Below are 22,349 nucleotides of genomic sequence, written 5' to 3'. Positions count from 1 at the left end.
TTGCCGTAGCATAGTCGTACTTCGAAGGAGCATGGTGCAAATGGCAATATGCAGGTTCCATATATGTGCAGAGGAAATCGTACAGCCAAGCCGCACGCGGCTGGTGGAGCCACAAGAAAACCCTTTCATATCCCAGGCTTACACCGGGAGCCGAGCAGAAATGCAGGTAGGGCTGAGTCTATGCAATTGTTGCACCGATTGTTCTTATAAAATAGACACCAAAGAATCCAAACCACTCCGTCGATTATCTGGTTATGGACAGGAACGTTTTTCTTCTCCAAAGCGTTCACAATGTATAATTTTGAGGGAGCCATACACTCCTGAAAGGCAAAACGAAATGATATGGATAAATACGTTTATAATTATGATGAGTGGTTAAGTGGACATGCAAAACGCAAAACCATGATGGAAAAGCTGGAGCGAAGTTTGGTTCCATTTGACATATTTGAAGCTATTGGTATGGTGAACGACAAACAGCCTCGGTCAGGAGAAGTAGTTGTTGGAGAAAATACTTACCACTATGAAATAGCATACGACTACAACTGTATTGGTCATGATGTTTATGACGCCTCGCTGACTGTCGTTTCGCTAAAAGACAAATGGACGAATTTGCTGATGGGGTATAACAAGTTTAAAGTCGTTATGAATCATCAGAATATCAAGACCATCTATTCCGACCATGAAGACTATTTCCAACAGATAATTGACATGTTTGAGAGAGATGATTATGCAGGCCTATATACTAATCGTTCTGCATACATCAACAATCTGTTGGCACGATACATCCTTCTGAGGCTTTTGGAGTTACATCGGCCGGATCTGCAACTGTTAGTAAGCGTCAAAACGAAAGAGGATGGTGCCATCTCAGTTCTTGCTGCAGATGCCAATCGTAACGAATGGTTGATGTATGCTTTCAGTAAGCGGGAGGCTATGGAAATAGCTCACAGGCTGGATGGATGCTGCAAGAGTCTGACCATTATATACTTCTTCAATCAAGACTTTGAGAAGGATGGCAATACCATTGGCTACGATTCTGGGTGTACACGCATATTGTCTGCCAGAGCCTGGATGATGAGTTTACCGATGGAAACTATGGAGAGAAGACTCATAGAAAAGCGTATGCTTACTCTTGTCAGCTTGCTATACAATGAACACCTCGACTGGCATTTTGATAGAATTGAGCGTGTGGCCACCAATCCCCCACTCTACGGCTCCCACATGAAAGAGCAAAAGAAAGCACTCAAAGAGAAGAGGAAAAAGAAAAGCACCAACGTCAAGCAAGGACTACCTTGGTATCAGAAGATAACAAGGACACTCCTTGAGGATGCACTTAATGTGCTTGGAGATGAGCCGAAATCACATGCTGACATATTCCATTTCCTCTGTGCTGCTAATATGGTCAATGCACATGTCAACCATTGTAATCACAGCATCAATTTCTCAATGAAACAGGTAAACCGTATGTTTCAGGCCAAACAGCAGATCTTCAAATGTCTACTCAAACTGGCAGAAGAGCATAATCCCAACGCTATTATCTCTGTCAGTGCGCTTCCCGCGATACTTGTCAACATGAAGGTCGAGAAAAACGATTTCCAAATCAGTTTCCGAGGTATGACACGAGAGGTCTTGGATCGGATTGTTAACTCTGGTGTCAATTGCAATGGACACTTTAAGGGGTATTATCTCCAACCAATCGCAACAGCACTTTATCAGTATTCGTACATGCTGAGATGGAAAGGATTACAAAACTATCAATCAATGTAAATTTGAAATGCCGGAGAATGTATAAGATGTCGTAGAACACCAATACATCGAATAGCTTCCGAACCCCATAGGGAAGATGAAGTTCTGGTAATGCAGAATGGAGGTCTGAATCGGATTGTGGTTTTCGTTTGTTACTCTTATACAACCATATAGGTGGTGACCATAGTCTAACTCAGTTGGTTCTTCTCTCCCTGATATACAATTTTGATATCAAGGTGCTTCTCTATTCTCTTAACCCTCCGGTTTATTATTGCTATCATTATTGGTCGTTATATTATCACTTCATCCTTAATAAATCTACGGGATTCCTATTTCTTCAGTACTTTGCGGGTTTCATCAAGTACTTTGCCAAGGAGATTAAGTCCCCTCCATTTGGTCTCGTCATCAATATCCGGGTTGCTCTCATACATGCGGACGCCCCAAACTTTATCGTATGGAGAGGCTTCTACAAAACCATGTCCTTCATATTCAGGAGAAAGAAGGAGCTGCTTCAAATCCTCATTCTGACCAAACTTCGCTATGTTGGCATCGAGCATGATCTGATAACGCTTCTCCTCCCATATCTTCTCGTCGAAATTTTGAACCTTGCGGCCAAATGCCTTTACCTTCTTTGGGCTGCCATCCTGCAGGATCTGATTAGCAATCTCTTCATCTCCAAAGATAATGGCCTTCATATACATAAAATACTGTTCGGTGTTGTAGAAATGACATAATGTGCCATTTACTTCAAGATCGAACTCTGCCGGATGCCAGTTACTTGGCCACTCGTTCCAAAAACATACATGTTTATCTGTTACTCTCATATTCGTATCCTTTTGTCCATACCTTTTTTTAAGATAGTTCATACCCGTAGAAGTCGTAGACATCTTTATAGTCTTCGTAGCCGGTTTTTTCAAAAACAACTTTCAATAGTTTCCATGCATCCTCATCACCAATCATATCAGTTGATACGCTTAACTTTTGTTCTTCATCCATTTTGTTAATAGTTAACTCTACGGTATTACCCCAGGCGTCTCCAGAAGAATATAAACTCGTTACTTGCCAATACTCCCCATTATATGATACAGATAGCGCATCTTCCGGGTTGTTCACATCAAAACTTAATCTGTTCTCACCCAGTAACATACGGATACCTTCAAAGTATGCACTTATAAATTGCTCACTTGATGCATATTCGTTTTCAATATCTATACTAGGCTTAAATTTGAAAATTATACGTTCACTACTCATGTTATTTATTACTTTGATATTCATTATTCTACTTTACTTCAACTACAAATCGGGTAATGGGGTAAAAGATGATGCGAGCCTTGACCTTTTTCTTGCCTTCGGCTTCGAGTGCTCTTTGGTAACAATCGAGTTGGTCTCCATGACGACCTGCATAATGCTCGCTGACAGGGTTGAATACGAGACTATAGTTTCCTGGACAGGTCTTATAGTCCACTACGACGTAGGCATCTTCCGTTTCCCATATGAGGTCAATGTAGCCACTGACGATGTGGCCGCCGTCATCCAGATGGCGGAAAGGCTTCTCGTGATGACGCTTAATGGCCTTGCCATAACGTGCTTCGAGTGTGTCAACAAGATATTTCCACGAATCCAAAAGCCGGTTAGGCTCAGGCACATTCTTGTCCGTAAAGCCATAACTGTTGCGTAGCTTGACTATCTGATCTATGTCTATTCCATCGTCACAACAGCAAAACACCTGATGGATAAAATCACCCATAAGTGCTTCTTCACTCGGTTTGTTACGCACTTGCATTCTGCTCTCCTTGTCATTGATGGGCACGATGTCATGTGGAGAATCTCCCGCTTTAGAGGGAGAAACAAATAGCATATCATCGAGTGGCGAAAAGCTTGCTGCTACATTATGGACTCGGTTCATTGACTGTTCTGGCCAATCTAATTGGTTGTCCATGTCAGTACGCTCAACATGTAACGGCATGCCGATTCCCAAGAAGTCCTGATATTCATTTCCATCAAGCAGTTGGTTGATATTATTAACTCCAACAGAACGGAACCAACTAAGGCTGACAGCACCATCCTTCTCTTTGGGGGCGAGAATCAGGATTTCACGGGCACGAGTCACTCCGACATACAACAGTCTTGCGTTTTCACCAATCTCGTGCTCAGAAACGGTTTCCCAAAGTGGATGCTGCTGAAGTCTGGATGTAACTGCCGCTTTAGCTGCATCAGAACTGCCATAGATGTTGCGAACCAACGAAATGGTCATGGGTGGATTCGGATTTTCTGCCGTGGGCAGTTGCTCACGGTGATGATGACAGCCAAGCATACTACGTGTGGCAATCTTGGTGGCATCTGAGGCATCATTATCAAGTGACAACATGATAACAACTTTCCATTCCAAACCCTTGGATTTGTGATAGGTGTAAAGACGAACGCCATCTTCATTCGCGGCACCATCCTGCTTCTGGCCTGTGAAGAATTCGATGAATCCAGCGACTGTTGCGGGTTGTGCCAGTTTGGTGGCATAGTCCTCATATTTTCGTGCCAAGTCTATCAATACCTGAAGATTTGTTTCTTCTGCTTGGGCATTCTCCCAGCTTTGAACCAAAGAATAAAGGTCTAACTCTATGACAAGACTCTCGACTAATGAGCTTATGCTCTGATAGCCAAGGAGATTGGTGGAAAACTCTTCGTTCTCATTGGAACGGAAACTACGAAGCTGGGTAAGACGGCTTATGATGGGAAGATCTTTCAGATAGCCAGAAGGGGTATTATCTTCCTCAGCAAGATAGTCAAGACGGTCTTCAATAATCTTGGTAACATGATAACCAGGCTCTGTGAGATAAGCAACTTCGGCACGAGCCAACTGATTGGACGGGGTGTTGACCAGCGTTAGAAGGGCTTTCATTAAACGACCCGAACGTGACTCCTTAATATCATTAGACTCACGACATACAGGTACCTTCAATGCTCGTAATTCATCTGCCAATCGGTCCAGGTCTGCATTAGCACGAGCAAGTACGGCAATATCCTTGGGATCGATTTTCTCTCGCAGAATCAGTTGCTGAATCTGGAGAGCCAGTGCTTTGTCCCCCGTATTGGGCCACAGACGAAGCGGATTCTCGACTGGAGTGTAATTCCCGTTTTTCTCAGGCATGGAAAGTTTGACTTCTTCGTCTGTCATCTGGCTGAATACCTGAGAGAAAATGGTATTTGAGAAGCTGACAAGCGGCTCCACAGAACGATAAGAGTGTTTCAGGTGTTCCGTGTTATTAATGCTGTCTGCGACAGCTGCAGTCAGTTCTGTGTCGGAACCGCGGAAACCATAAATGGCTTGTTTCTTGTCGCCTACATAACAGGTGTTGAGCAGACTGGAAAGCTTTTGGAAAATACGAACCTGCATGGGATTGGAATCTTGGAACTCGTCGACAAAGAGATGAGTATAGCGAGATGTGATGTCCTGCTGCACTTCCTTAATGTCAAGCAAGTGCAAGAACATCATTTCCATATCATTGAAGTCTATTAGGTGATGCTCATCCTTGTATTGACGATACTCTTTCTGCCAGCGACTGGCCAGACGGAATATCAGCGAGGCATATTCTCTTTGATGCTTGGCTGATTCTGCTGTAAAGATGGTTGCTCCAGCCAGACTCTCAGAGAAGCGCCTTGTGTTTTCTGAATCCTTGCAACGTCCCTTCGCAATGGATTCTAAGTCGGATAACTCATCAGCTGTAAGGTTGCGATTCTTGTAGTAACTGATTCGTTCCTGTTCTGCTTTCACTTTCGCTCCCTGCCTCATGGCACTCAGTACATCTTCAAGTTCCATGATGACGGCCTTGGCATACTCCATCAAAGAGGTGTCATCCTTTGGCTCATCAAGGCAAGTGATAAAACTCTCTGTGATTTTTAGACTGTTGCTCAACTGCTCTTCGTTGATGCCGTACCACTGCATGAAGTCGAGGACTTTGCAGAGGTCTGCCTTCCAAAACTCATAATTGATGCCGGATTTACGCTCTTTTGAATCATAAATGACATTATACTTCTCTGCATACTTGAACAGGAAAGTACGGTCTTTTTGCTCAAGCAATCCACGTAGCGAATGGTCACGATATAACTGGAGCTCATTCTCTTCCATAGCTGCAGCATCTGGCATGATGCCCAACAAATACCAATACTTGGTCAGGAAGGTGTTGGCCACAGAGTGAACCGTTCCGATAAGAGCATGTTCCATCTGCTGGGCTTCACGATGCTTACCAAGATTTACCAGTTCCTTCTTGGCTTTTTCGCGTAACTCCTGAGCTGCCGCCTTGGTAAAGGTTGTCATGATAACCTGCTCAGGATTGAGCTTGTGGTCGAATACCATCTTCGCCACGTCAGTTGTGATTCTGTATGTCTTGCCAGATCCTGCTCCAGCACTGATGAATGTCTTTGTCATAATAATCTTGCGTCTTAGATGGTGAAACACTTATAATCTGAATACAGGTTCTCTGCCTTTTTAGGATCTTTCTTCTTGCCGTCATCCTCTAAAGGATACACATTCCCAGCTTGGGCATATTCAATCTCACGGATGGGCTTGTTATCAGCGGTCTCGATTCTGCCTTCACTAATTTCCTTAACTCTCTCCTCGTAGCCATTACGTAGCTGTGTCATCACATCAGCCTGAATATCCGGGGTGATTAGTTCACAATTCTCGCCATAGAACTCATCTGTACTGAAAAGCTTGCCATACGGCATAACAAAGTATGCTGTACGCACTGACTGCGGATGATCTTCGTGATTCATCAGCATAGCTTTATAGATAGAGAGCTGGAGGGCACGGTTTTTCATCAGGATGTTTTTGAATTTGTCTTTCTTGGCAACCCATTTCAGGTCGAAGACAACATCATTGCCTGCTTTGTCGCGCAGAAGCATGTCTATGTATCCCTGAAGGATAATACCGTCTCTGAAGCCCAAATCCTGTTCTTCCTTCTGCTCACACTGCATGACTGTAAGACCATTCTCTTGTATAATGGTAGCCAATTTGCTGACACACTCCCTAAGTTTGTACTTCAGACGCTCCATATCCAAATGATACTCTGGCAGGAGTAGTAAAGCTCCTTTCCTGACAATGGCTCTACGGAAGGCCTGTTCATATTGGCTGATGACAAAGTCAGCCAAAGGCATACCACCCCTTTCCGCAGTGAAAAGATTCTCGACGACTTCATGAGCAACATTACCATACGTTAAGAACAGTTTGATATCAGTCTCACTGACATCCGTAAACTGAAGAGTATAGTTCATGAAATAGTCAAAAGGATTCTGCAAGAGCTTCTCCAATGCAGAATAGCTCTCTACGGATCTCCAAGTAACAGGATGCTTCTCGGCATCAAAGCGAATCTCGTCATTGTCAGATAGGCGATGGTTATCAACAGCCTCAATCTCCCTTGAAGCCATCATGTTATAAAGGGCATCTCCGTCTTCTTTCTTGGTGATGAATGGCAATTGGAGATACAATGGATGCATAGGAAGCTTAGTGTCACCCTGCTGTTCACATGTGATAACAGTCAATTCTCCCGTTGTCTTGCAAATAGGTCTAGCAGCCATCAAATGAATGAAATCGCTCTCATGTTGCTTGTTCCAGAACAAGACCCCGCTTTTCTCTAGTTGTTCCATCTCGAAATTTGAAAGGAAGTCGGTTGAAAGCGCACTAGAGGTGTCACCATAGAAATCACACCAAATAGTCTTCTCTGCCTTATCAATCATATTTGACGGTCGATTAATTACATTTCTATTGCTTACTTGGGCATGATAGAGCGTAAAGTCACCATCCTCATAAAGCGACTGCGCCCACTGGCTTAACATCGTGAAGGACAGTTCTCCTTCAACCAGTGCGTCTATCTGATCTAACAATGCATCTGTCATCTCGGCAACATTCCTTAACTGCGCAATTCTGGCATCATATGGTTGCACGGCCGTAATCTTTACTGCCTTGTTCGATGCGAATGAACTAATAGAAGACAGGAACTTTGACAGTGCCCTTACATTAACGGAATCGGATTCCTCTGCTAAAGGTAATGCACTTTCATCTTTCCTCAAATCAAATGGAAGATACTTGATATAGTTCTCCTCACGCTGTTCTTTGGTACTCTCTTGAGGCGTTTCGTCACCATCAGTCTTAAACTCGCTCTCAATATAGGTGTTGATGCACTCCTGGACCTTCTCATTACAAAAACCACCCTCTCGCACTATGTTCCTTGCCAATTCTCTGCATAGCAGTCTATCCAAAGGACATTCAGGGAGAAACAGGTATTGTAGGAGCGTGTTTACGTTTAATGGACGTTGGAAAAGTTGAATAGCAAGCAGAAACATCTGCGTAATCTGTGGGTTCGTTTCCATCATTTCACTACCGCAAACAGGATTACCTGACATGTGGAACCAGTTGTCAAGGCGCTTGTTGTTTGTATTAATCCACACATTATATGCATCTGCCTTCTGTTGAGTCAACCAAGCTTCTGCTTTCCATTGCTGGGAGAAATGTATCTCCGTGATGGTATCAGGTACAATCTTCACATCATCTGTCCTTTCTTCAATCACCGTGCCAAGGTTTTGCAGAGACTTGAACAATGGTTTAATGAAATCTGGCAGCAGATCCAGCTGGCAAGGAATCTCAATAATCAGATTTGTATAGGTTTGCGGAACCTTAACTTCGCCTGACTCCATCAATTGGATTCGGCCTAAGAGCTTAGATAATAAAGAGGCAACACCTTCGTCTCTGAAATAACCATCAATCTCAGCCAGAGTGTTGAGACGGCTGCACTCCTGCAATGTTATTTGTTTGTTCCACCCACATAGTGCCAGACTGTCTCTCCATCGAAGTAATGTCTTAGCAACACTCATGCTGTCAATCTTGATGCTTCGATGGAAAATATTATCCTTTTTACTGCTGTCATACTCCAGCAAGGCCTTATGATAAGAGGTAAGCCTTTCCGGGAAAGAAGGTATCTGCTGATGAATACCTGCATGTAGTGCAAGTTGAGAAAGAAGACCTTGGGTTTCCAACACCTGAACATCAAGCGCAACCTGTTTGGCTTGCATGTCCATATAATAACTCCCACTGTAAAAAGGACTATATATTATCTTCATACTCGGTATATTTAGTTATTTTGCGCAAAAATACAAATTTTTATTCATACTACAACACGAAAAAGGGGAAAATCTGCATATTTGACATGGTGTAGTAAGGGACTAATGATGAATTAACCCCTTAGCACCCATATATGAAACACTTTTCGAGGCCACCCGCTGCGCCTCCTCCAGACAATGGTAGACGTTTGGCTGGTGAATCTTGTCGAAGCTGAGCATGTGATGGTGTCCCATTTCGTTGATGAAAGCAGAGGTTGTCCAGTCACCAGCACCTTCACCGTCCACAAAATGCGGATTGTATTCAGGAAGAACCATTATCCACTCGTCAGAGCGAAGCTTAAAACGAAGTCCCTTCTCGTTCATCGTCTGGATGAAGAGTTTGTCTGTATACTCATCTGTGAAAGAGACATCAGAATGCTTCTCGTTGGAGAACTTCACGATGTCGCTGGCAGCAACAGCACGTAGGAAGTTGCGGTCAATGGGCTCATTAGGCTCATAATACACCAGCACGCCACGCTCGTGGAACAGTTCTGCCAACAGAATATTGCCTGGAGCACAACGGTCAAAGAAAAAGATGTCCGGCATCTTATCGAGCGAGTCGAAGAGAGCCTGAGCCTGTTTCAACGTCCAGAAGCGGTGGTTGACGAAGCGTCCTCCACGGGGAGAGTGAGCCATGTAGGCGGTCTTAGACTTACCGTCTCGTCCTGTCTTGTGGATGATGTCGAGGATGGTGGTGCCACCGTCTGGAGTATTGGTGAGACAACGAGTATCACATCCGTAACTCTCCAAGTCGGCCTTAAGTTGCAGGCCCACCTCTGAATCATCAAGACGGGCGGCAGGCAGTGTGTGCCAGCCCATCCATGCGAGGATAGACATCACATTACCGGCAGTACCACCCACATGCTGGTAGATGGTCTCCACGCTACCATCAGAATGTTTCATCAACAGATTGTCAAGCGGGAAAGTGCCCGCACCAAGGCATGTCAGCCCGTTCATTTCATCTACCTTGTTCATATAATACAGAAAGAATTAATAATCTGGGGGCAAAGGTAAGAAAAGATATTCTAACAGGCTTCGAACTTATACGTATATCTGGCAATTACACCTGTCGAGAATCTCCCGCAGTTCGAGCGGGAGTTTCTCGTATGCGAAGGTAGCGAGTTCTGCGGGAACATCCATCGAGGCAGCAGCGATGTTGCCAGCCATGCAGCCCATGGTATCGGTATCGCCCCCGAGGGAGATGGCATGGATGACAGCATCTTCGAACGATTCTGATTCGAGGAAACAGATGATGGATTCGGGCACGCTCTTGTCACAGGCAGTCTCGAAGGCGTATGAGGGGCGTATCTCATCAGTGGTTCGGTTGAGATTATACCCGAAGATCTGCTCAATGTACGACTTAATGTCGGATTTCGAGTGACCAGTTCGGTTCAAGAAGATGGCAGCAGCAATGGCCTGGGCACCACGGATGCCCTCATCGGAGTTATGAGTAACTTCTGCAGTGGTCTTCGCCAAAGCCAGACACTCGTCAAGCGACTGGGCGTACCAGGCTACGGGAGCAACACGCATGGCACTGCCGTTGGTATTGGCACCATAAGGTTCACGGCTGTCAGAGCGAACCCAAGCACGGAAGTTCTTCCCGAAGGAGTATGGCATGTAACGACGAGCGAAATGTTTGAAGAGGTCAATAAGCGTCTGTTTGTCATGTGTGGGGTCATCAGCGAGCCACTTGGCGATGGCCAGAGAGAGCACAGTGTCATCAGTGTACGTCATGGTGACAGAAGGCTTCAGATGGGGTTTGCCAGCAAGTGACTTCACTTTCTGTTTATCCTTCTCTAACTCGTATCTCGACCCGAGAATATCTCCAACAATACCACCTATGAGGCCTTGGGTTGGCAACGTCGTGGGTTTTTCAAGTTTGATAGATGTGAAATATATCGTACCATCAGTACGGTGTGTGAAGTGCAGAGTGCCACCCAGCCAGTTGATATACGCATCGTTAAGAATGTCGATATCTGCAGGCTCTCCCTGAAGATATTTCTTCCACTCAACACACCAGAGACAGTTGGGTTTCTCGAATTCCAATGCCCTTCGGCATTTCGCGTGGAAACGGTCTTCGAGGAAGTCACGACGGATACGCTGGGGATTGTTCAGATATCCCTTTTCAGGGTTGAGAATGGTCTGCTGCGTCTTCAGCGCATCACGACTGTCATCGAATGCTGCCAACAAATACGGCACTTCAATGTCGGAGAAGTGATATCCGAGGACATCGACACTGTTGGTTTTGGTCTTCAGCTGAAGTCTGTCCGTATATGGCACAGGTGCAGCTGTGAAGTTGAGAGGACCGTACAAGCTAAAATCTTCCTGAAAGCTGACGAGGTCGCGGAAGGCTCCTTTACTGAAACCGCCCAGGTTGTTGGGATCGTTGGGGTTGGAATGACGGTACTTCTCGCCGAAGTCGCTGGTGAATATGCTCATCTTGTACAGCAGGTCAATGGAGCCTAATGGCGAGTCGATGTCAGTACGGATGATGATGACGGGCAGATGACCTGGCAGTCGATCAAGCAGATTACGGCATACAGCTTCTTCGCGAGGAGTGACTAACAGCACCAGTGCGCAGTCGGTCTGTGGGTGTTTGGGACTGCTGATGAAGTTGGAGAGTGCAAGGAAACGTCCGTGACACTCGTCGCGGAAGTCAGAGATGACGCAAGAGGCCAGACCGGCTTCGGTCATATTACTCTCCATCTTGTGGGCTACGGGTTCTCCGTATGATCCGTACAGTACGGTGAATTGCGAGATGGAGCTAAGGTCTGGCGGAGTCGTGATTCCATCGACGCAGCGATATGCGTAATTGTCGGCAGACTCTGACGAGAGGGCCAGCTTACGTGAGAAGTCGGCATCACCAGTGAAGGCTTTATATAATAAAGAGAAGTACGCGAAGGTTCCATTGACGCTAATGAATCCGTTGGAGTGCTCGACAGTATGACGGATGACACTGTTGGGATTGGTCTTCTGCATACGCTTCATGACGGCATTCTCGTCGTGGGACATGGTGAGGGCACAACTGTGTTGTGGATTCACCCGAATCATGCGGTCAGCGATGTACACGGCGTCCTGATTCTTCAGCGATGTGCTGACAAGCAGGAGTTTCGAGTTACGGAGGGTTTCGTCAGAGAAAGAGTTGGCCTGATACGGAGTCACAACACGGCCCAGGCTACAGTTGGTTCCGTAGAGCAGAGCTGCATACGAAGCCGAGGAGTGGGCGCCACCATGTCCCATCGCGATGAGGGGACGTTCCGGGTTGGTGAGCAGGAACTGACGCAGGGACTCTACGTCTGCATGTTCTGCCTGTTCAATGTACTTACGGGTGTCTGTCAGTAACTCGCTCATGAGCTTCTTGCCGCCCCGAGCTTTGGGTGTAATTTTGTTGGTCTGTTTTGCTGTCATGCTAATATGATTTTTGTTTCACGGCGCAAAGTTCGGAATTTCCTTTCATATAGGCTTTTGAGATATACGTATAAACGAAAGAATGGCAATCAAAGAAAACACTAATTTTGCAGCCAAAAAGAAGATTATATGAACAAACATTTAGAGTTTATAAACGGGCAGTGGTGTATTGTTGATCACGATACAGGAGAATATACTGGCAGCAAAAAGGTCGTTGGTAAACAGCCTAATCAAGAAGAGGAACCAGAGGAAATATTTGGGAGCCTGGTCTATATCGAGTCTTTCACACTCAACACAGATGACAGACCCGTCTATCCATACTAACAGGTTTTGATACTTTCGCCTCTGATACGAATCTCAATCAAGTTGATTTTCAAGGCGGAGTAACAGGCTTAACCCAACAGGCCTTTTGGAATTGTCCCAAACTGAAGAATAAATAAATAATAGTAGAAATGAAAACGAATTTTAAAAGAGTAAACTACCCTGAATATAAGGAAATGTATGATGAGGACATTAAGGCAAGGATGGAGACCGCTCCAGAGAATATTGATATTGAAACGATGAGAGCTTTCCTCTATGGCTATACCTTCACAAAAGAGTATGCTAATGGAAAGATCCCAGATGAACTATCTATGGATTATTGGGAGGAACGAAATCTAGAGATTGGTATTGAGAATCCCAACTTTGAGGATTGTGAAATACCTGATGTAAGCAAATATATAAGGACTTTTAATAATATTGATTCTTTGTTGGAAGATGTGGATGATAGTCCTTATTTTTGCGTATCATCTCAAGAGAAGTTACTCTTAGAGGCCATAGATAGTACTGGCGATGGAAAAACGCCAGAAACTGCGTTGTGCGTGATAGATGTTCACCAAGAGTATGAGTATATTCAGCGGGTTGTCAGACTCAGTGTTTTACAACTCGTCAAACAAAGTGTAAAAAATGGTATTGATTGCCTAGAGTTGGAAGACTTCGACGGCCGTATTGAAAAGGTATATTTCGATATCAGCCGTCGTTTCGAGGTTGGGTATCTTAATCAATCAACTACTTTGTCTTCAGATACTGAAGGAACGTAAAAACATCATCGGGAAGTTTGTATTCTAACTTCCCATTATCGCGAAGTTCCATCAGGAGCCGTCCTAAGAGATTTGGGCCCACGTATTCAAGACCAACAAGATTTGTGCCCCAAGAGTCGGCATCCTTCTTTTTCCTTTCATTGCGTTTTGTTTCGTCCTCTACGATAAACAGGCCTTTACTTCGCTCAAGTTCGTTGCGAAATGCCTCGCATTGCTCATATTTGGTTTGAAGACAGAACCTCATGGCATCAACCACTAACGAACCCCAGTCCTCTCTTAACCACTCGGGATGAGATTTGTATATGGGCTTCATATGCATTTTGATATTCATGCCACGCTTAACAGCGTATTCGCTCTTGACTCCTTCTTCACTACCAACCTTGAACTTCATCAGATGAAAAAGACGCTCTGTACAGTCAATCATCACACCTTCAACGACGATAGGGGCATGAAAAAAATTGCCTAAGATTCCCCATTCTTCTGTTGTCTTGCGAATGCATGCACACTTATCAGCTGGATAGCGCTGAATATCACTGTATTGGGGATAATATTCCTTAATTTGATCGTGTAAACTCATATACATCTTATTTTAAACTGTCTAATGGGATTTCTCTTTGCGAGCCTTCAACAAGTTCGGGCTTTGCGTTCTTTCTTGGAGGAGCCAGTTCTACTTGCTCAATTTTCAAGATTCGCATGACATCTGGCTTCATGACGATGACATCATAATGGACAACGGGTTTGGTCCATATAAAGGGGACTTTATTATATATAACACCTATACTGATTAAAAAGTCAGCTGCAGCCATCTCATCTTCTGGTGTCAGTTTCTTATTCCCAGTCTTACCAGCGAGCTTCATGGCAATGTACTTACGGAAGAACTTACCGTCGGTAGTCTCTTCCAGAGGTATAGTCTCTCCAAGTTTTTCTTCTGCACGCCTGATAATAACAGGATTGACCGGTTCTTTAAACTCAATATGATTCTCAGGTGTAAGATCAGGTATCTCGACGGTATATACATAGAACTCCGTTGAACCTGGGCTCTTACAAGAATAGTGAGCTGCACGCTTATAGCCTGTTGTCAGATAGAAGCCTGCCCCCATCTTAATCTTACCATCTCCTTCGAGAGCATGGGCCATATCAAATGCAGGGAATTTTTTTGATGTGCCGTGATAATAAATTTCCATAATTATTTTTGATTATTGATGACATTAAAATCTTCCGAATTGCTGGTAGAAAGGAGCAAAGTCGCCCTCTTCCTCAACCTTCTTACGAGGTGTGGCCTTACCCTCCAGCATCGCAAAGACAATGGTGTGGAACTTGCCACGGAACTCGTCCTCATCGAGCACCTGTTTGAAGTATTTGGCAACGAGTTCGGGTTTAAGTTGGAACACGCCACATCCGAAAGCGCCCAGAACGAGGGAGTCATGGCCATTGAGCAAGGCGATACGATATATCGTTCGAATCTTGTCATGCATGACTTGTTCACCTTCCGGGGTAAAGCCTCCATCATCGGCACGATACTCCAGATTGTTGGTCTTGTGCCCAGAACGGAAGTTGAGCGCAGCCAAAGAGATGATGGATGTCTGATAGGGTTCTTCACGAAGGGCAAAACCAGTATCTTGATTGTCACGGAACACGGTAACGCCGGGTGAGTAGATGCCACCAAAATGGATGTCCATTGGATAGGCACTAACGGGACGCAGAGGAACACCTGCCTTCCCTGCCCACATCTTATTATAATATTGGTATAAGGTCAGTGAGAGTGTAGAAGCCCTACAAAGGCTCTCCTCCTGTGCCCCGGAACCGCTGTTATACATACCACAGGCATGATAGGCATCGGCCAGATTCAGGACGGCTGGATTTAACCCATGATCGATAAGTTGTTTGGCGACCACCAGACAGTCTTCGTTGGCACAACCTGTATGGGTGGTAGCGTAACAGGTGGGTATTTCGCTTGCAGAGACTGCTTCACGATAAACCTTGGTGGCATCAAGTAACTGTTGACGGCTTCCAATCAGGTCAATCATTTTACCCGATGGGGTTTCGAACTTCCAGACCTTGAAGATCTCCAGGTTGTGTTTATAAACCTCACTGCGAACAGCACCGAAAATGAAACGTCCTCCTCCATTCTTCAACCTGAAGAGTGTTCTCTTGTCATCCCACTTCAGACTCTCAAATCTTGCCTCTTTAGTCTCTTTATCAGACTGTTTGGCAGCCATGTGATCGGCTTCGTGGATGAGCTGGCAGAAAGGATCTTGCATCGCAATAGCATATTCTTGGGGATAATCCGGCTGAGACATCTCGTTTCCCGCCCCCATATGCCACCAGATGGCCATACGCTCATCGGGCGTAAGTGACAAACCGAGTTCCTCAAGTAGACGGACAGAGCGCAAGCCATGGCCTTTTCGATGGTTCTCCTCATTCCATTGCGGAATACCATCGGCATCAATATAATAAACGTCTTTCTTGCAGACATCGTGCAACAAAGCAGAGATGATGATGCTCTCAAGGGGGTATTTGGTCTTGAAGGCATCGTCACGACTTTCCCAATCAGCTCTTGCATGCTCGTACACTTTTAATGAGTGAGAAGCAAGTCCACCTACCACGTTATCATGGTGAATTCTGGCACCTGAGGCTTCGAAGAAACTGGGTGCAGTGTCGAGCCATATAATAACATCCTCGATGCCTGGACGGTTGGTAGAGCGGAGTAATTCGATGATTTCTGTTCTGTTATCATTCATACTTGTTTCCTTATTCCATTTATAAATATGTGCAAAGATACGGAAATATTTTCAATCATACTATAGGTTATAGGTATAAATGATTGGTTTTTCTACATATTTTGCGTATCTTTGCATTTGAAATTAATTATCTGTTATGAATAAGGATATTTTGACTTTAGTAAACTCTTTGAGAGAGGGGACTACGGGAAAGACCTGCATGGGTACTGGCAACTACTCATTTGACATTATCACACGTCGGGAGTATCCGAACGGCTTTGTTGTGGGTAAACGCAACAAGTATGAGGAGAAGATTATGACGATGGAAATTGGCAACATCTGCGGCAATGTGATGACCATGCTCCCCTATCTGGGAGTGAAGACCTTCCCTGTGGCCAAACTGGACGTCTCTCCGCAGGGTTATCAGATGAAACGTGACATGAAGGCCTATGGAGCTGATGTAAGATTTGTGGATAACACTCTCAAGGGTGGTACCACCATCCTGCGCTGTATGCACAAACTGGATGATCAGGGCAATCCTACTATGGGACATAAGGGCTCTACTGCAGGCAAACCCTGGACGGGCATGTCCGCACGTCCTTGTAGAAAGTATCTTTCTTCTCAGAACGGGGAAGTGGAGACATTGGTAGACTCGATGGACTTCACGCCGGATGTGTTCTTCTTCGATGTGGCACAGGCTGGACACAGAATACTGGCTGAAAAACTCCGCGAGAAGGGTACATTGGTATATTTCGAGGGCGACTCTGACGGACACAAGATTGAGGATGAGAAGAGGAGAACAGCAGCCAAAAGGGCTTTCCTGAGATGTATTGAAGTGAGTGATGTGGTAAAGATGTCAGTCGAACTGGTGGAGGACTTATCGTTTGCAGATGACTATCAAGACAAACTCTTCATCCAGACACTGGGAGCTGAGGGGCTACGCTTCAAGTTAGGCGAGGGGCAGTGGATTAAGCTCGACCCCATCGTGAATCCCGACTACAAGGACTATGAGGGTGCTGGTGACTGGACTTCTTCCACATTGATTGCTGCCCTCTGCAGTAAGGGTATGCTGAAAGTGAAGGATATGACGGAACAGACTGTCGCGGAGGTGCTGACTATGGCTCAGCAAATGGCCTCTTACAGTGTTGGTTTCTACGGCAGTAAGGGCCTGATCCATACGGATGAAGACTTCAAGATGCAGGATAATACGCTGGAAATGCCTCACTACACAAAGAAACTGATGTATCTGCATGGTTCTGCCTCTGCAGGCTACAGCCGCACCTCAATGGGAATCTTGCAGTATCTGCCTGAGGATTGGCAACTGCTGATGCCTGACTGTCCGGTGGACGCTGAAGAATGTCTACAAATGCTAAAGGAGCTGTGCGAGAAGGAGAAGCCCGACCTCATCATAGGCAGCAGCCAAGGTGGCTACTATGCCCAGATGCTGAAGGGGTATAAGCGTATCTGTATTAACCCGGCCCTTGAGATGTCAAAGGATGCTGACGTGAAGTTGGGTAGCCACTACTTTGTAGTGAACCGTCAGGACGGCATACAGAAGTATGTGATTACGCCTGAGATGCTTCAGGGCTACTGCAGACTCGATGCTCACCAGTTTGATGGCATCACAGACTTTGACCGTGAGAATTGCTACGGGCTCTTTGGTGACAAGGATGCTGACTGGGGGTACTGCAAGGCCATCTTTGCTGAACACTACAACCACATCCATACCTACCCCGGAGGTCACAAGATGGAGTATGATGAGATTGAGAAGTATCTCATGCCTTTGGTTAAGGAACTAGTCTAAATAGGATGATATGATAGAAGTGATTAAAAGTCCAACCCCTATGGTTGAGAAGACACAATGGACAGCTTTCTTGGCTGGTCCGATGAATGGCGCACCATCTTGGCAGGCTCAAGCCCCCAAGGTGGCTGCTCAGGTGGGAATTGAGAACTTAACGCTCCTTAATCCCCGTAAGACTGACCGTTTTGTAACGGGCACCTATCAGGTAAACTGGGAAACCTTCGGACTCCGTATGTGCGACGTGATTCTGTTCTGGATCCCGCCTCAGGCCCGTCCTATGAAGCCTTGGCGTTACTATGCTATCACCACAAGACTGGAAATGGCAGAAAACCTAGCGCGTGGCCATAAGGTAATCATCGGTATTGATCCCGAGTTCAAGAATGAGAAAGGTAATGACATGGCAGGTATTCATCATCTGCGGCGTATGGCAAAGTACTATGGGGTAGAAAACATCCATACTTCACTCGAAGGATGTATGACGGAGCTGAAGGCGTGGATGGAACGCCCACGTAAGGAGGAAGAGAAAACACACCACATGCCAGGTCCGGCATTTGAGCCGATGGACAAGCTGAGCAGGATGATTAAGCCGAGTACGAGTCGCAACGAGACACTGTTGGAGCGCTGGAACCAAACCGTTGCTCCTGGCGATACTGTTTTTGTAGAGGGTGATTTCGGAGCCGAAGAGTGGAAGCCATTCCTCAACGGAAAAATAGAACTGATAACAAAATAGATATTCAGCGGAATATCATACTATCATTATTATGGGAACGTCGTAACTACTCCTTTCATCTGTGAGTTGTCCAGATTTATCGGATAGGAAAGACTAAACCTTCCTTTATATGTCTGCGGACGGTGCAGTCGTTGAGACTCCACCGTCCTTTTAGGATTAACCAAATACTTCTTTGAATGAATTATAGTTCCGACCGTGAGAGTTATGATCCTCAATGATGGCAAAATGTATCTCACGGAATAACCCTTGGAATTCCGGCTCATCGAAGACCTGCTTGAACAACTGAGCCATGTGTTTGGGCGGATTGGCAAATGCTCCACAACCAAAGGCTCCAAGAACAAGCCTACGCTGTCCGTTATTGTATGCTATTCGTAGGATGGTACGAATAAGGTTGAGGGTTGAGGGAACAAAATTATCGGGAATAGTTGTCCTCCCATTCATAAACCGCCTGATATTATTTGCAGCAACTGCTACAAAATTCACCTGCCACGGTGAGTCTAACAAGGCATAGCCATTTGCTTCGGTATCACGAAAGACGGTTACGCCATGAGAGTACACACCACCAAAATTTCTCTTCAATGGATAAGAGTGATGTGGATTGTGGGGTATGCCATATTCTTTTTCGCAATCAAACATTGCAGGATCTGCATATTGGAACAGAAAACGGAAGTAATCAGAACAACGGAAAAGATACTCTTCCTGTGCTCCCGCACCGCCATACACGCCACCACCTGGGTTCTTAGCACTGGCCATATTCAGTACACAAAGGTCATCGGAACCATCTTTGTCCAAAAGATATTTGGCATAGGCCAGACAGTCCTGATTGACAACCTTGTATTTGGTCGTGTATTTACGCTCCACATTTTTTAAAGTGATTTCCTTTTCACAAAAGACATTGTCTTGTAGTGTTTTACCATTATGAAGGTTATCGAATCGTACAATGATGCCAGAAGGAGCCATATAACCACCTTTGTTTACTATTTCCAAAGTTGACTGGAACACCTTTGCTCTTACTGGGCGAGTTCCACCCTGTACCATTTTGGATGGCTCAAACTCTGCGAGCCATGCCTTTGCATCCCATGAGGGGTAATTGTCTGTTGTCATACTTCTTTTTTTTTGCAAAAGTAAGCTTTTTCCGTGATATTACCAAATAATACAATACGAAGATGATTTGTTATTCAACATTCCTTATAATTGTAGGCTCACTATAGGTATAGGTAACCCTGAAACCAACATATGTGCATCTGTCTCTTTGCACCTCATCGATAGAATCTGAAAAATCGCCCTGTTTAGTATTGACGAGCCATTCTATATTAATACCCTTTCGCCATAATGGACGTAGGTCTCCATGGAACAGTTTCCACATATCAATGGCATACCAAGTCAGTAAAAAACCCAAAAGGAAGTTTCTTATGAATTTAAAAACAATCTTCATATGATGTAGGTTCTGTTACGGGACTAATCGTACCCTTATAGTCAAGTGAAAATGCTGCCCGACAGTCCAAACAGGCAAACTTATCAGTTATGATTGGGCCGTCAAATTGCATCGAATGCCCGACTATCTGATAGATGTCTGGTATGGGGTTCGATACAAGCATCTCTTCAACATCAGCCCAGACCATACTACCACTGGGATAATCACCCCAACGCATTTCACCTACTTGTGCCAAAGATTCCAGGCCCTCATTGGAACGAAGGAGGCGATTCAAGTGCCTTGCATCCGGTTTTCGGATCAGTTCCATATTCCGCTTAAGCCAGCTCTGCGTTATGCCGGCATGCGAAAACAGATAGTGTTTACCACCCCAATCTGTTTCCCAGGCTAATTGGAAGAAACTATGGTACTTGGTAAATAAGCGCTGAAGGGGAACGGCAGAAATAGGATCATACCTAACGCCACCGGCCAATTCATAATAATACCCAGAATAGTAATGAAGGTCATGATTACCCAACAGCAAAACGACTTTTTCAGGGTCCTGCTGCTTGATGGCTATAATGGATTTAAAGTTCATAAGAGCCTCTCGATTCGTAATACCCTCCATTTCATAAGGATCAGTGTAGTCTCCAAGAAACACAATTTTCTCGTAGTCACCAGATTTCAAGGCCGACTCCCAAAAAGTACGGCCATGAACATCTGGAATAATCAGAATTTTCTTATTCATTATCTTATACTAACAATTCAACCTAAGTGCCTGAGAAGAAATCTTGACTTGCTGCTTTTGCGCATCTTGTCGAGACCACGCTCACGGATCTGACGGACACGCTCACGGGTAAGTCCCATATCGTAGCCAATATCATCGAGTGCTCTCTCTTGACATCCAATGCCAAAACTTTGGATGACAATAGTTCTTTCCCTATCATTGAGGACGGTACACAACACTTGCATCAGGTCGCTACACATAGAGTCATGGTCAACCTTTCGGTCAGTTGCATACTCTGAGGAGGATGACATCATATCAGCTACCGTTGTCCCCTCATCTTCAGAAATGGGAGCATCAATACTGGCAACATGAGCTTCACCTTGAATGGCCTTTTCAATCTTGTCAATTTCCAAAGAGATAATATCACTCAGCTCCTCTGCAGACGGGTAACGTTGCTGTTTTTGGATAAATTCATTCGTGGCATTCTTGATCTTGTTGCTGATAGCAATCTGGCTCTGGGGCCTGCGAACCATATTACTGTACTCTGCAATGGCCTGAAGGATGCTTTGACGAATCCACCAGATGGCATAGGAGATAAACTTGAAACCACGTGTTTCATCAAACTTATCAGCAGCTGTTATAAGTCCAATATTTCCTTCACTAATCAGGTCTGTAAGGGAAACACCTTGGTTCTGATACTGTTTCGCAACAGATACCACAAAGCGCAGATTGGCTTTGACAAGCTTGTCTTTGGCCATCTCACCTTTCTTGCCTCCCGCATGAATGGCTTGGGCAAGTAATACTTCTTCTTCAGTAGACACCAGAGGGACGCGACTAATCTCGGTAAGATATTTGTCGAGTGACTGCTCAGAACGAGGGGTAATGCTTTTATTAATCTTCAGTTGTCTCATATAATATTGTTAATTGAAAATCTTGAAAAAAAACTTGGAAACCTTTGATGCATTGCAACTGGGTTTCATCATGGAAGTGTCAATTGTCGGCGTGATATTCATGCCGTACTCCCTATTGAAGCGCTTTGCCATTGCCTTAAAGGCCTTTCCATGACGGCATCTGGGGTCCTCTCCTGTATAATAGAGATAATAGTGAATCATCTCGTGGATAAGTATGTTGCGGAACTCATACTCCGTATAATCATAGAAGTCGCTAATTTCGATGGTCTCTGACATTCCGAAAGGAGCATCAATCTGATAATAGAAATAACCCAAGGTTCTCCATCCGTGACGAACCTTTAGATGCGGTATCGGAAGAATACCACCAAAATACTCTTCATTGAAGCAATAGAAACTTGCCAATATGTTAAATTCCGCAATTACCATAATCGAAGTTATTATACATTATCAAATCAATTTAGGTTCACACATTAAAAAAAGAGGTTATGAGTTTCCAAAATGGAGCAAGATCAGGCCACTCTCCTTCACCATAATAGTAAAAGAAGCAGCATAGGAGAAAAAGTATTATTATACCAAGAACTGCTCCTATCAGTCTACCTAAGACTGCGAGGAAATACTCTCGAAGGGAATTAAACTCCCAGATAAAACCATTCCAATACTGATAAAACCT

At 44.8% G+C, this 22,349-nt stretch carries 18 protein-coding genes; 5 read left to right on the top strand and 13 right to left on the bottom strand.

Annotated elements, in window-relative coordinates; all coding sequences use genetic code 11:
* Positions 1-342 precede the first annotated feature (342 nt).
* On the top strand, positions 343-1,764 hold the full coding sequence (locus CIK89_RS04760; RefSeq protein WP_094390292.1) for a hypothetical protein: 1,422 nt from the start codon (positions 343-345) through the stop codon (positions 1,762-1,764).
* A 308-nt stretch (positions 1,765-2,072) separates the two neighbouring features.
* Here the strand turns inward: CIK89_RS04760 and CIK89_RS04755 are convergent, their stop codons facing one another.
* The 6 genes from CIK89_RS04755 to CIK89_RS13825 all read right to left on the bottom strand — a co-directional run bounded on the left by CIK89_RS04755 (position 2,073) and on the right by CIK89_RS13825 (position 12,300).
* Positions 2,073-2,567 carry an NADAR family protein gene (locus CIK89_RS04755; protein ID WP_158214971.1) on the bottom strand — a complete coding sequence of 165 codons (495 nt, stop codon included), beginning with the start codon at positions 2,565-2,567 and terminating at the stop codon, positions 2,073-2,075.
* A gap of 28 nt (positions 2,568-2,595) precedes the next feature.
* The gene (locus CIK89_RS04750; protein ID WP_094390290.1) at positions 2,596-3,018 is read right to left on the bottom strand and encodes a hypothetical protein; all 423 of its coding nucleotides are present in this window, start codon (positions 3,016-3,018) and stop codon (positions 2,596-2,598) included.
* Positions 3,019-3,022: 4 nt separating this feature from the next.
* Positions 3,023-6,166 carry an exodeoxyribonuclease V subunit beta gene (locus CIK89_RS04745; protein WP_094390289.1) on the bottom strand — a complete coding sequence of 1,048 codons (3,144 nt, stop codon included), beginning with the start codon at positions 6,164-6,166 and terminating at the stop codon, positions 3,023-3,025.
* Positions 6,167-6,180: 14 nt separating this feature from the next.
* On the bottom strand, positions 6,181-8,853 hold the full coding sequence (locus tag CIK89_RS04740) for a PD-(D/E)XK nuclease family protein (protein WP_094390288.1): 2,673 nt from the start codon (positions 8,851-8,853) through the stop codon (positions 6,181-6,183).
* 102 nt (positions 8,854-8,955) lie between these two features.
* On the bottom strand, positions 8,956-9,867 hold the full coding sequence (locus tag CIK89_RS04735; protein WP_094390287.1) for a PfkB family carbohydrate kinase: 912 nt from the start codon (positions 9,865-9,867) through the stop codon (positions 8,956-8,958).
* Between the two features lie 66 nt (positions 9,868-9,933).
* Positions 9,934-12,300, bottom strand: coding sequence for an ADP-ribosylglycohydrolase family protein (locus CIK89_RS13825; RefSeq protein ID WP_254046617.1), 2,367 nt, complete (start codon positions 12,298-12,300; stop codon positions 9,934-9,936).
* A gap of 129 nt (positions 12,301-12,429) precedes the next feature.
* On the opposite strand from CIK89_RS13825, the gene CIK89_RS04725 reads away from it, so the two are divergent.
* Positions 12,430-12,624, top strand: a complete 195-nt coding sequence (locus tag CIK89_RS04725) for a hypothetical protein (protein WP_094390286.1) — start codon at positions 12,430-12,432, stop codon at positions 12,622-12,624.
* A 128-nt stretch (positions 12,625-12,752) separates the two neighbouring features.
* The gene (locus CIK89_RS04720) at positions 12,753-13,379 is read left to right on the top strand and encodes a DUF4919 domain-containing protein (RefSeq protein WP_094390285.1); all 627 of its coding nucleotides are present in this window, start codon (positions 12,753-12,755) and stop codon (positions 13,377-13,379) included.
* Here the strand turns inward: CIK89_RS04720 and CIK89_RS04715 are convergent.
* From CIK89_RS04715 to CIK89_RS04705, 3 genes are read right to left on the bottom strand one after another with little or no spacing between them, the layout of a single operon-like run.
* Complete coding sequence (locus CIK89_RS04715; RefSeq protein ID WP_144007353.1) at positions 13,348-13,956, bottom strand: NADAR family protein; 609 nt, start codon at positions 13,954-13,956, stop codon at positions 13,348-13,350. The two genes, CIK89_RS04720 and CIK89_RS04715, sit on opposite strands and share 32 nt — an antisense overlap.
* A gap of 7 nt (positions 13,957-13,963) precedes the next feature.
* Entirely contained in the window at positions 13,964-14,563 is a 600-nt protein-coding gene (locus CIK89_RS04710; protein WP_094390283.1) for a hypothetical protein, read from the bottom strand.
* Positions 14,564-14,587: 24 nt separating this feature from the next.
* A complete protein-coding gene (locus CIK89_RS04705; RefSeq protein WP_094390282.1) occupies positions 14,588-16,120 on the bottom strand; it encodes a TIGR02452 family protein in 1,533 nt (510 codons plus the stop codon).
* A 136-nt stretch (positions 16,121-16,256) separates the two neighbouring features.
* Here CIK89_RS04705 and CIK89_RS04700 point away from each other — a divergent pair, with 136 nt between their 5' ends.
* A complete protein-coding gene (locus tag CIK89_RS04700) occupies positions 16,257-17,903 on the top strand; it encodes a YqiA/YcfP family alpha/beta fold hydrolase (RefSeq protein ID WP_094390281.1) in 1,647 nt (548 codons plus the stop codon).
* A 10-nt stretch (positions 17,904-17,913) separates the two neighbouring features.
* Positions 17,914-18,630 (top strand): nucleoside 2-deoxyribosyltransferase domain-containing protein, encoded by a 717-nt coding sequence (locus CIK89_RS04695; RefSeq protein ID WP_094390280.1) that lies wholly within the window; start codon positions 17,914-17,916, stop codon positions 18,628-18,630.
* Between the two features lie 156 nt (positions 18,631-18,786).
* Here the strand turns inward: CIK89_RS04695 and CIK89_RS04690 are convergent, their stop codons facing one another.
* The 4 genes from CIK89_RS04690 to CIK89_RS04670 form a co-directional block, all read right to left on the bottom strand.
* Positions 18,787-19,734, bottom strand: coding sequence for a TIGR02452 family protein (locus CIK89_RS04690; protein WP_094390279.1), 948 nt, complete (start codon positions 19,732-19,734; stop codon positions 18,787-18,789).
* A gap of 314 nt (positions 19,735-20,048) precedes the next feature.
* A complete protein-coding gene (locus CIK89_RS04680) occupies positions 20,049-20,789 on the bottom strand; it encodes a metallophosphoesterase (RefSeq protein WP_094390277.1) in 741 nt (246 codons plus the stop codon).
* Between the two features lie 17 nt (positions 20,790-20,806).
* Positions 20,807-21,679, bottom strand: coding sequence for an RNA polymerase sigma factor RpoD/SigA (locus CIK89_RS04675; protein ID WP_094390276.1), 873 nt, complete (start codon positions 21,677-21,679; stop codon positions 20,807-20,809).
* Positions 21,680-21,688: 9 nt separating this feature from the next.
* Positions 21,689-22,105, bottom strand: coding sequence for a SprT-like domain-containing protein (locus tag CIK89_RS04670; protein WP_094390275.1), 417 nt, complete (start codon positions 22,103-22,105; stop codon positions 21,689-21,691).
* Between the last annotated feature and the right edge of the window lie 244 nt (positions 22,106-22,349).

It is taken from the genome of Prevotella sp. P4-119 (assembly GCF_002251345.1).
GTDB lineage: Bacteria > Bacteroidota > Bacteroidia > Bacteroidales > Bacteroidaceae > Prevotella.
The sequence above is the reverse complement of the archived record's forward strand: the minus strand, read 5'-3'. Positions and strand labels throughout refer to the sequence as shown.

Bases quoted from the DNA above. Each gene is read 5' to 3' on its own strand.
- CIK89_RS04760 (WP_094390292.1), top strand. From the start codon at position 343: ATGGATAAATACGTTTATAATTATGATGAGTGGTTAAGTGGACATGCA.
- CIK89_RS04755 (WP_158214971.1), bottom strand. From the start codon at position 2,567: ATGAGAGTAACAGATAAACATGTATGTTTTTGGAACGAGTGGCCAAGT.
- CIK89_RS04750 (WP_094390290.1), bottom strand. From the start codon at position 3,018: ATGAATATCAAAGTAATAAATAACATGAGTAGTGAACGTATAATTTTC.
- CIK89_RS04745 (WP_094390289.1), bottom strand. From the start codon at position 6,166: ATGACAAAGACATTCATCAGTGCTGGAGCAGGATCTGGCAAGACATAC.
- CIK89_RS04740 (WP_094390288.1), bottom strand. From the start codon at position 8,853: ATGAAGATAATATATAGTCCTTTTTACAGTGGGAGTTATTATATGGAC.
- CIK89_RS04735 (WP_094390287.1), bottom strand. From the start codon at position 9,867: ATGAACAAGGTAGATGAAATGAACGGGCTGACATGCCTTGGTGCGGGC.
- CIK89_RS13825 (WP_254046617.1), bottom strand. From the start codon at position 12,300: ATGACAGCAAAACAGACCAACAAAATTACACCCAAAGCTCGGGGCGGC.
- CIK89_RS04725 (WP_094390286.1), top strand. From the start codon at position 12,430: ATGAACAAACATTTAGAGTTTATAAACGGGCAGTGGTGTATTGTTGAT.
- CIK89_RS04720 (WP_094390285.1), top strand. From the start codon at position 12,753: ATGAAAACGAATTTTAAAAGAGTAAACTACCCTGAATATAAGGAAATG.
- CIK89_RS04715 (WP_144007353.1), bottom strand. From the start codon at position 13,956: ATGAGTTTACACGATCAAATTAAGGAATATTATCCCCAATACAGTGAT.
- CIK89_RS04710 (WP_094390283.1), bottom strand. From the start codon at position 14,563: ATGGAAATTTATTATCACGGCACATCAAAAAAATTCCCTGCATTTGAT.
- CIK89_RS04705 (WP_094390282.1), bottom strand. From the start codon at position 16,120: ATGAATGATAACAGAACAGAAATCATCGAATTACTCCGCTCTACCAAC.
- CIK89_RS04700 (WP_094390281.1), top strand. From the start codon at position 16,257: ATGAATAAGGATATTTTGACTTTAGTAAACTCTTTGAGAGAGGGGACT.
- CIK89_RS04695 (WP_094390280.1), top strand. From the start codon at position 17,914: ATGATAGAAGTGATTAAAAGTCCAACCCCTATGGTTGAGAAGACACAA.
- CIK89_RS04690 (WP_094390279.1), bottom strand. From the start codon at position 19,734: ATGACAACAGACAATTACCCCTCATGGGATGCAAAGGCATGGCTCGCA.
- CIK89_RS04680 (WP_094390277.1), bottom strand. From the start codon at position 20,789: ATGAATAAGAAAATTCTGATTATTCCAGATGTTCATGGCCGTACTTTT.
- CIK89_RS04675 (WP_094390276.1), bottom strand. From the start codon at position 21,679: ATGAGACAACTGAAGATTAATAAAAGCATTACCCCTCGTTCTGAGCAG.
- CIK89_RS04670 (WP_094390275.1), bottom strand. From the start codon at position 22,105: ATGGTAATTGCGGAATTTAACATATTGGCAAGTTTCTATTGCTTCAAT.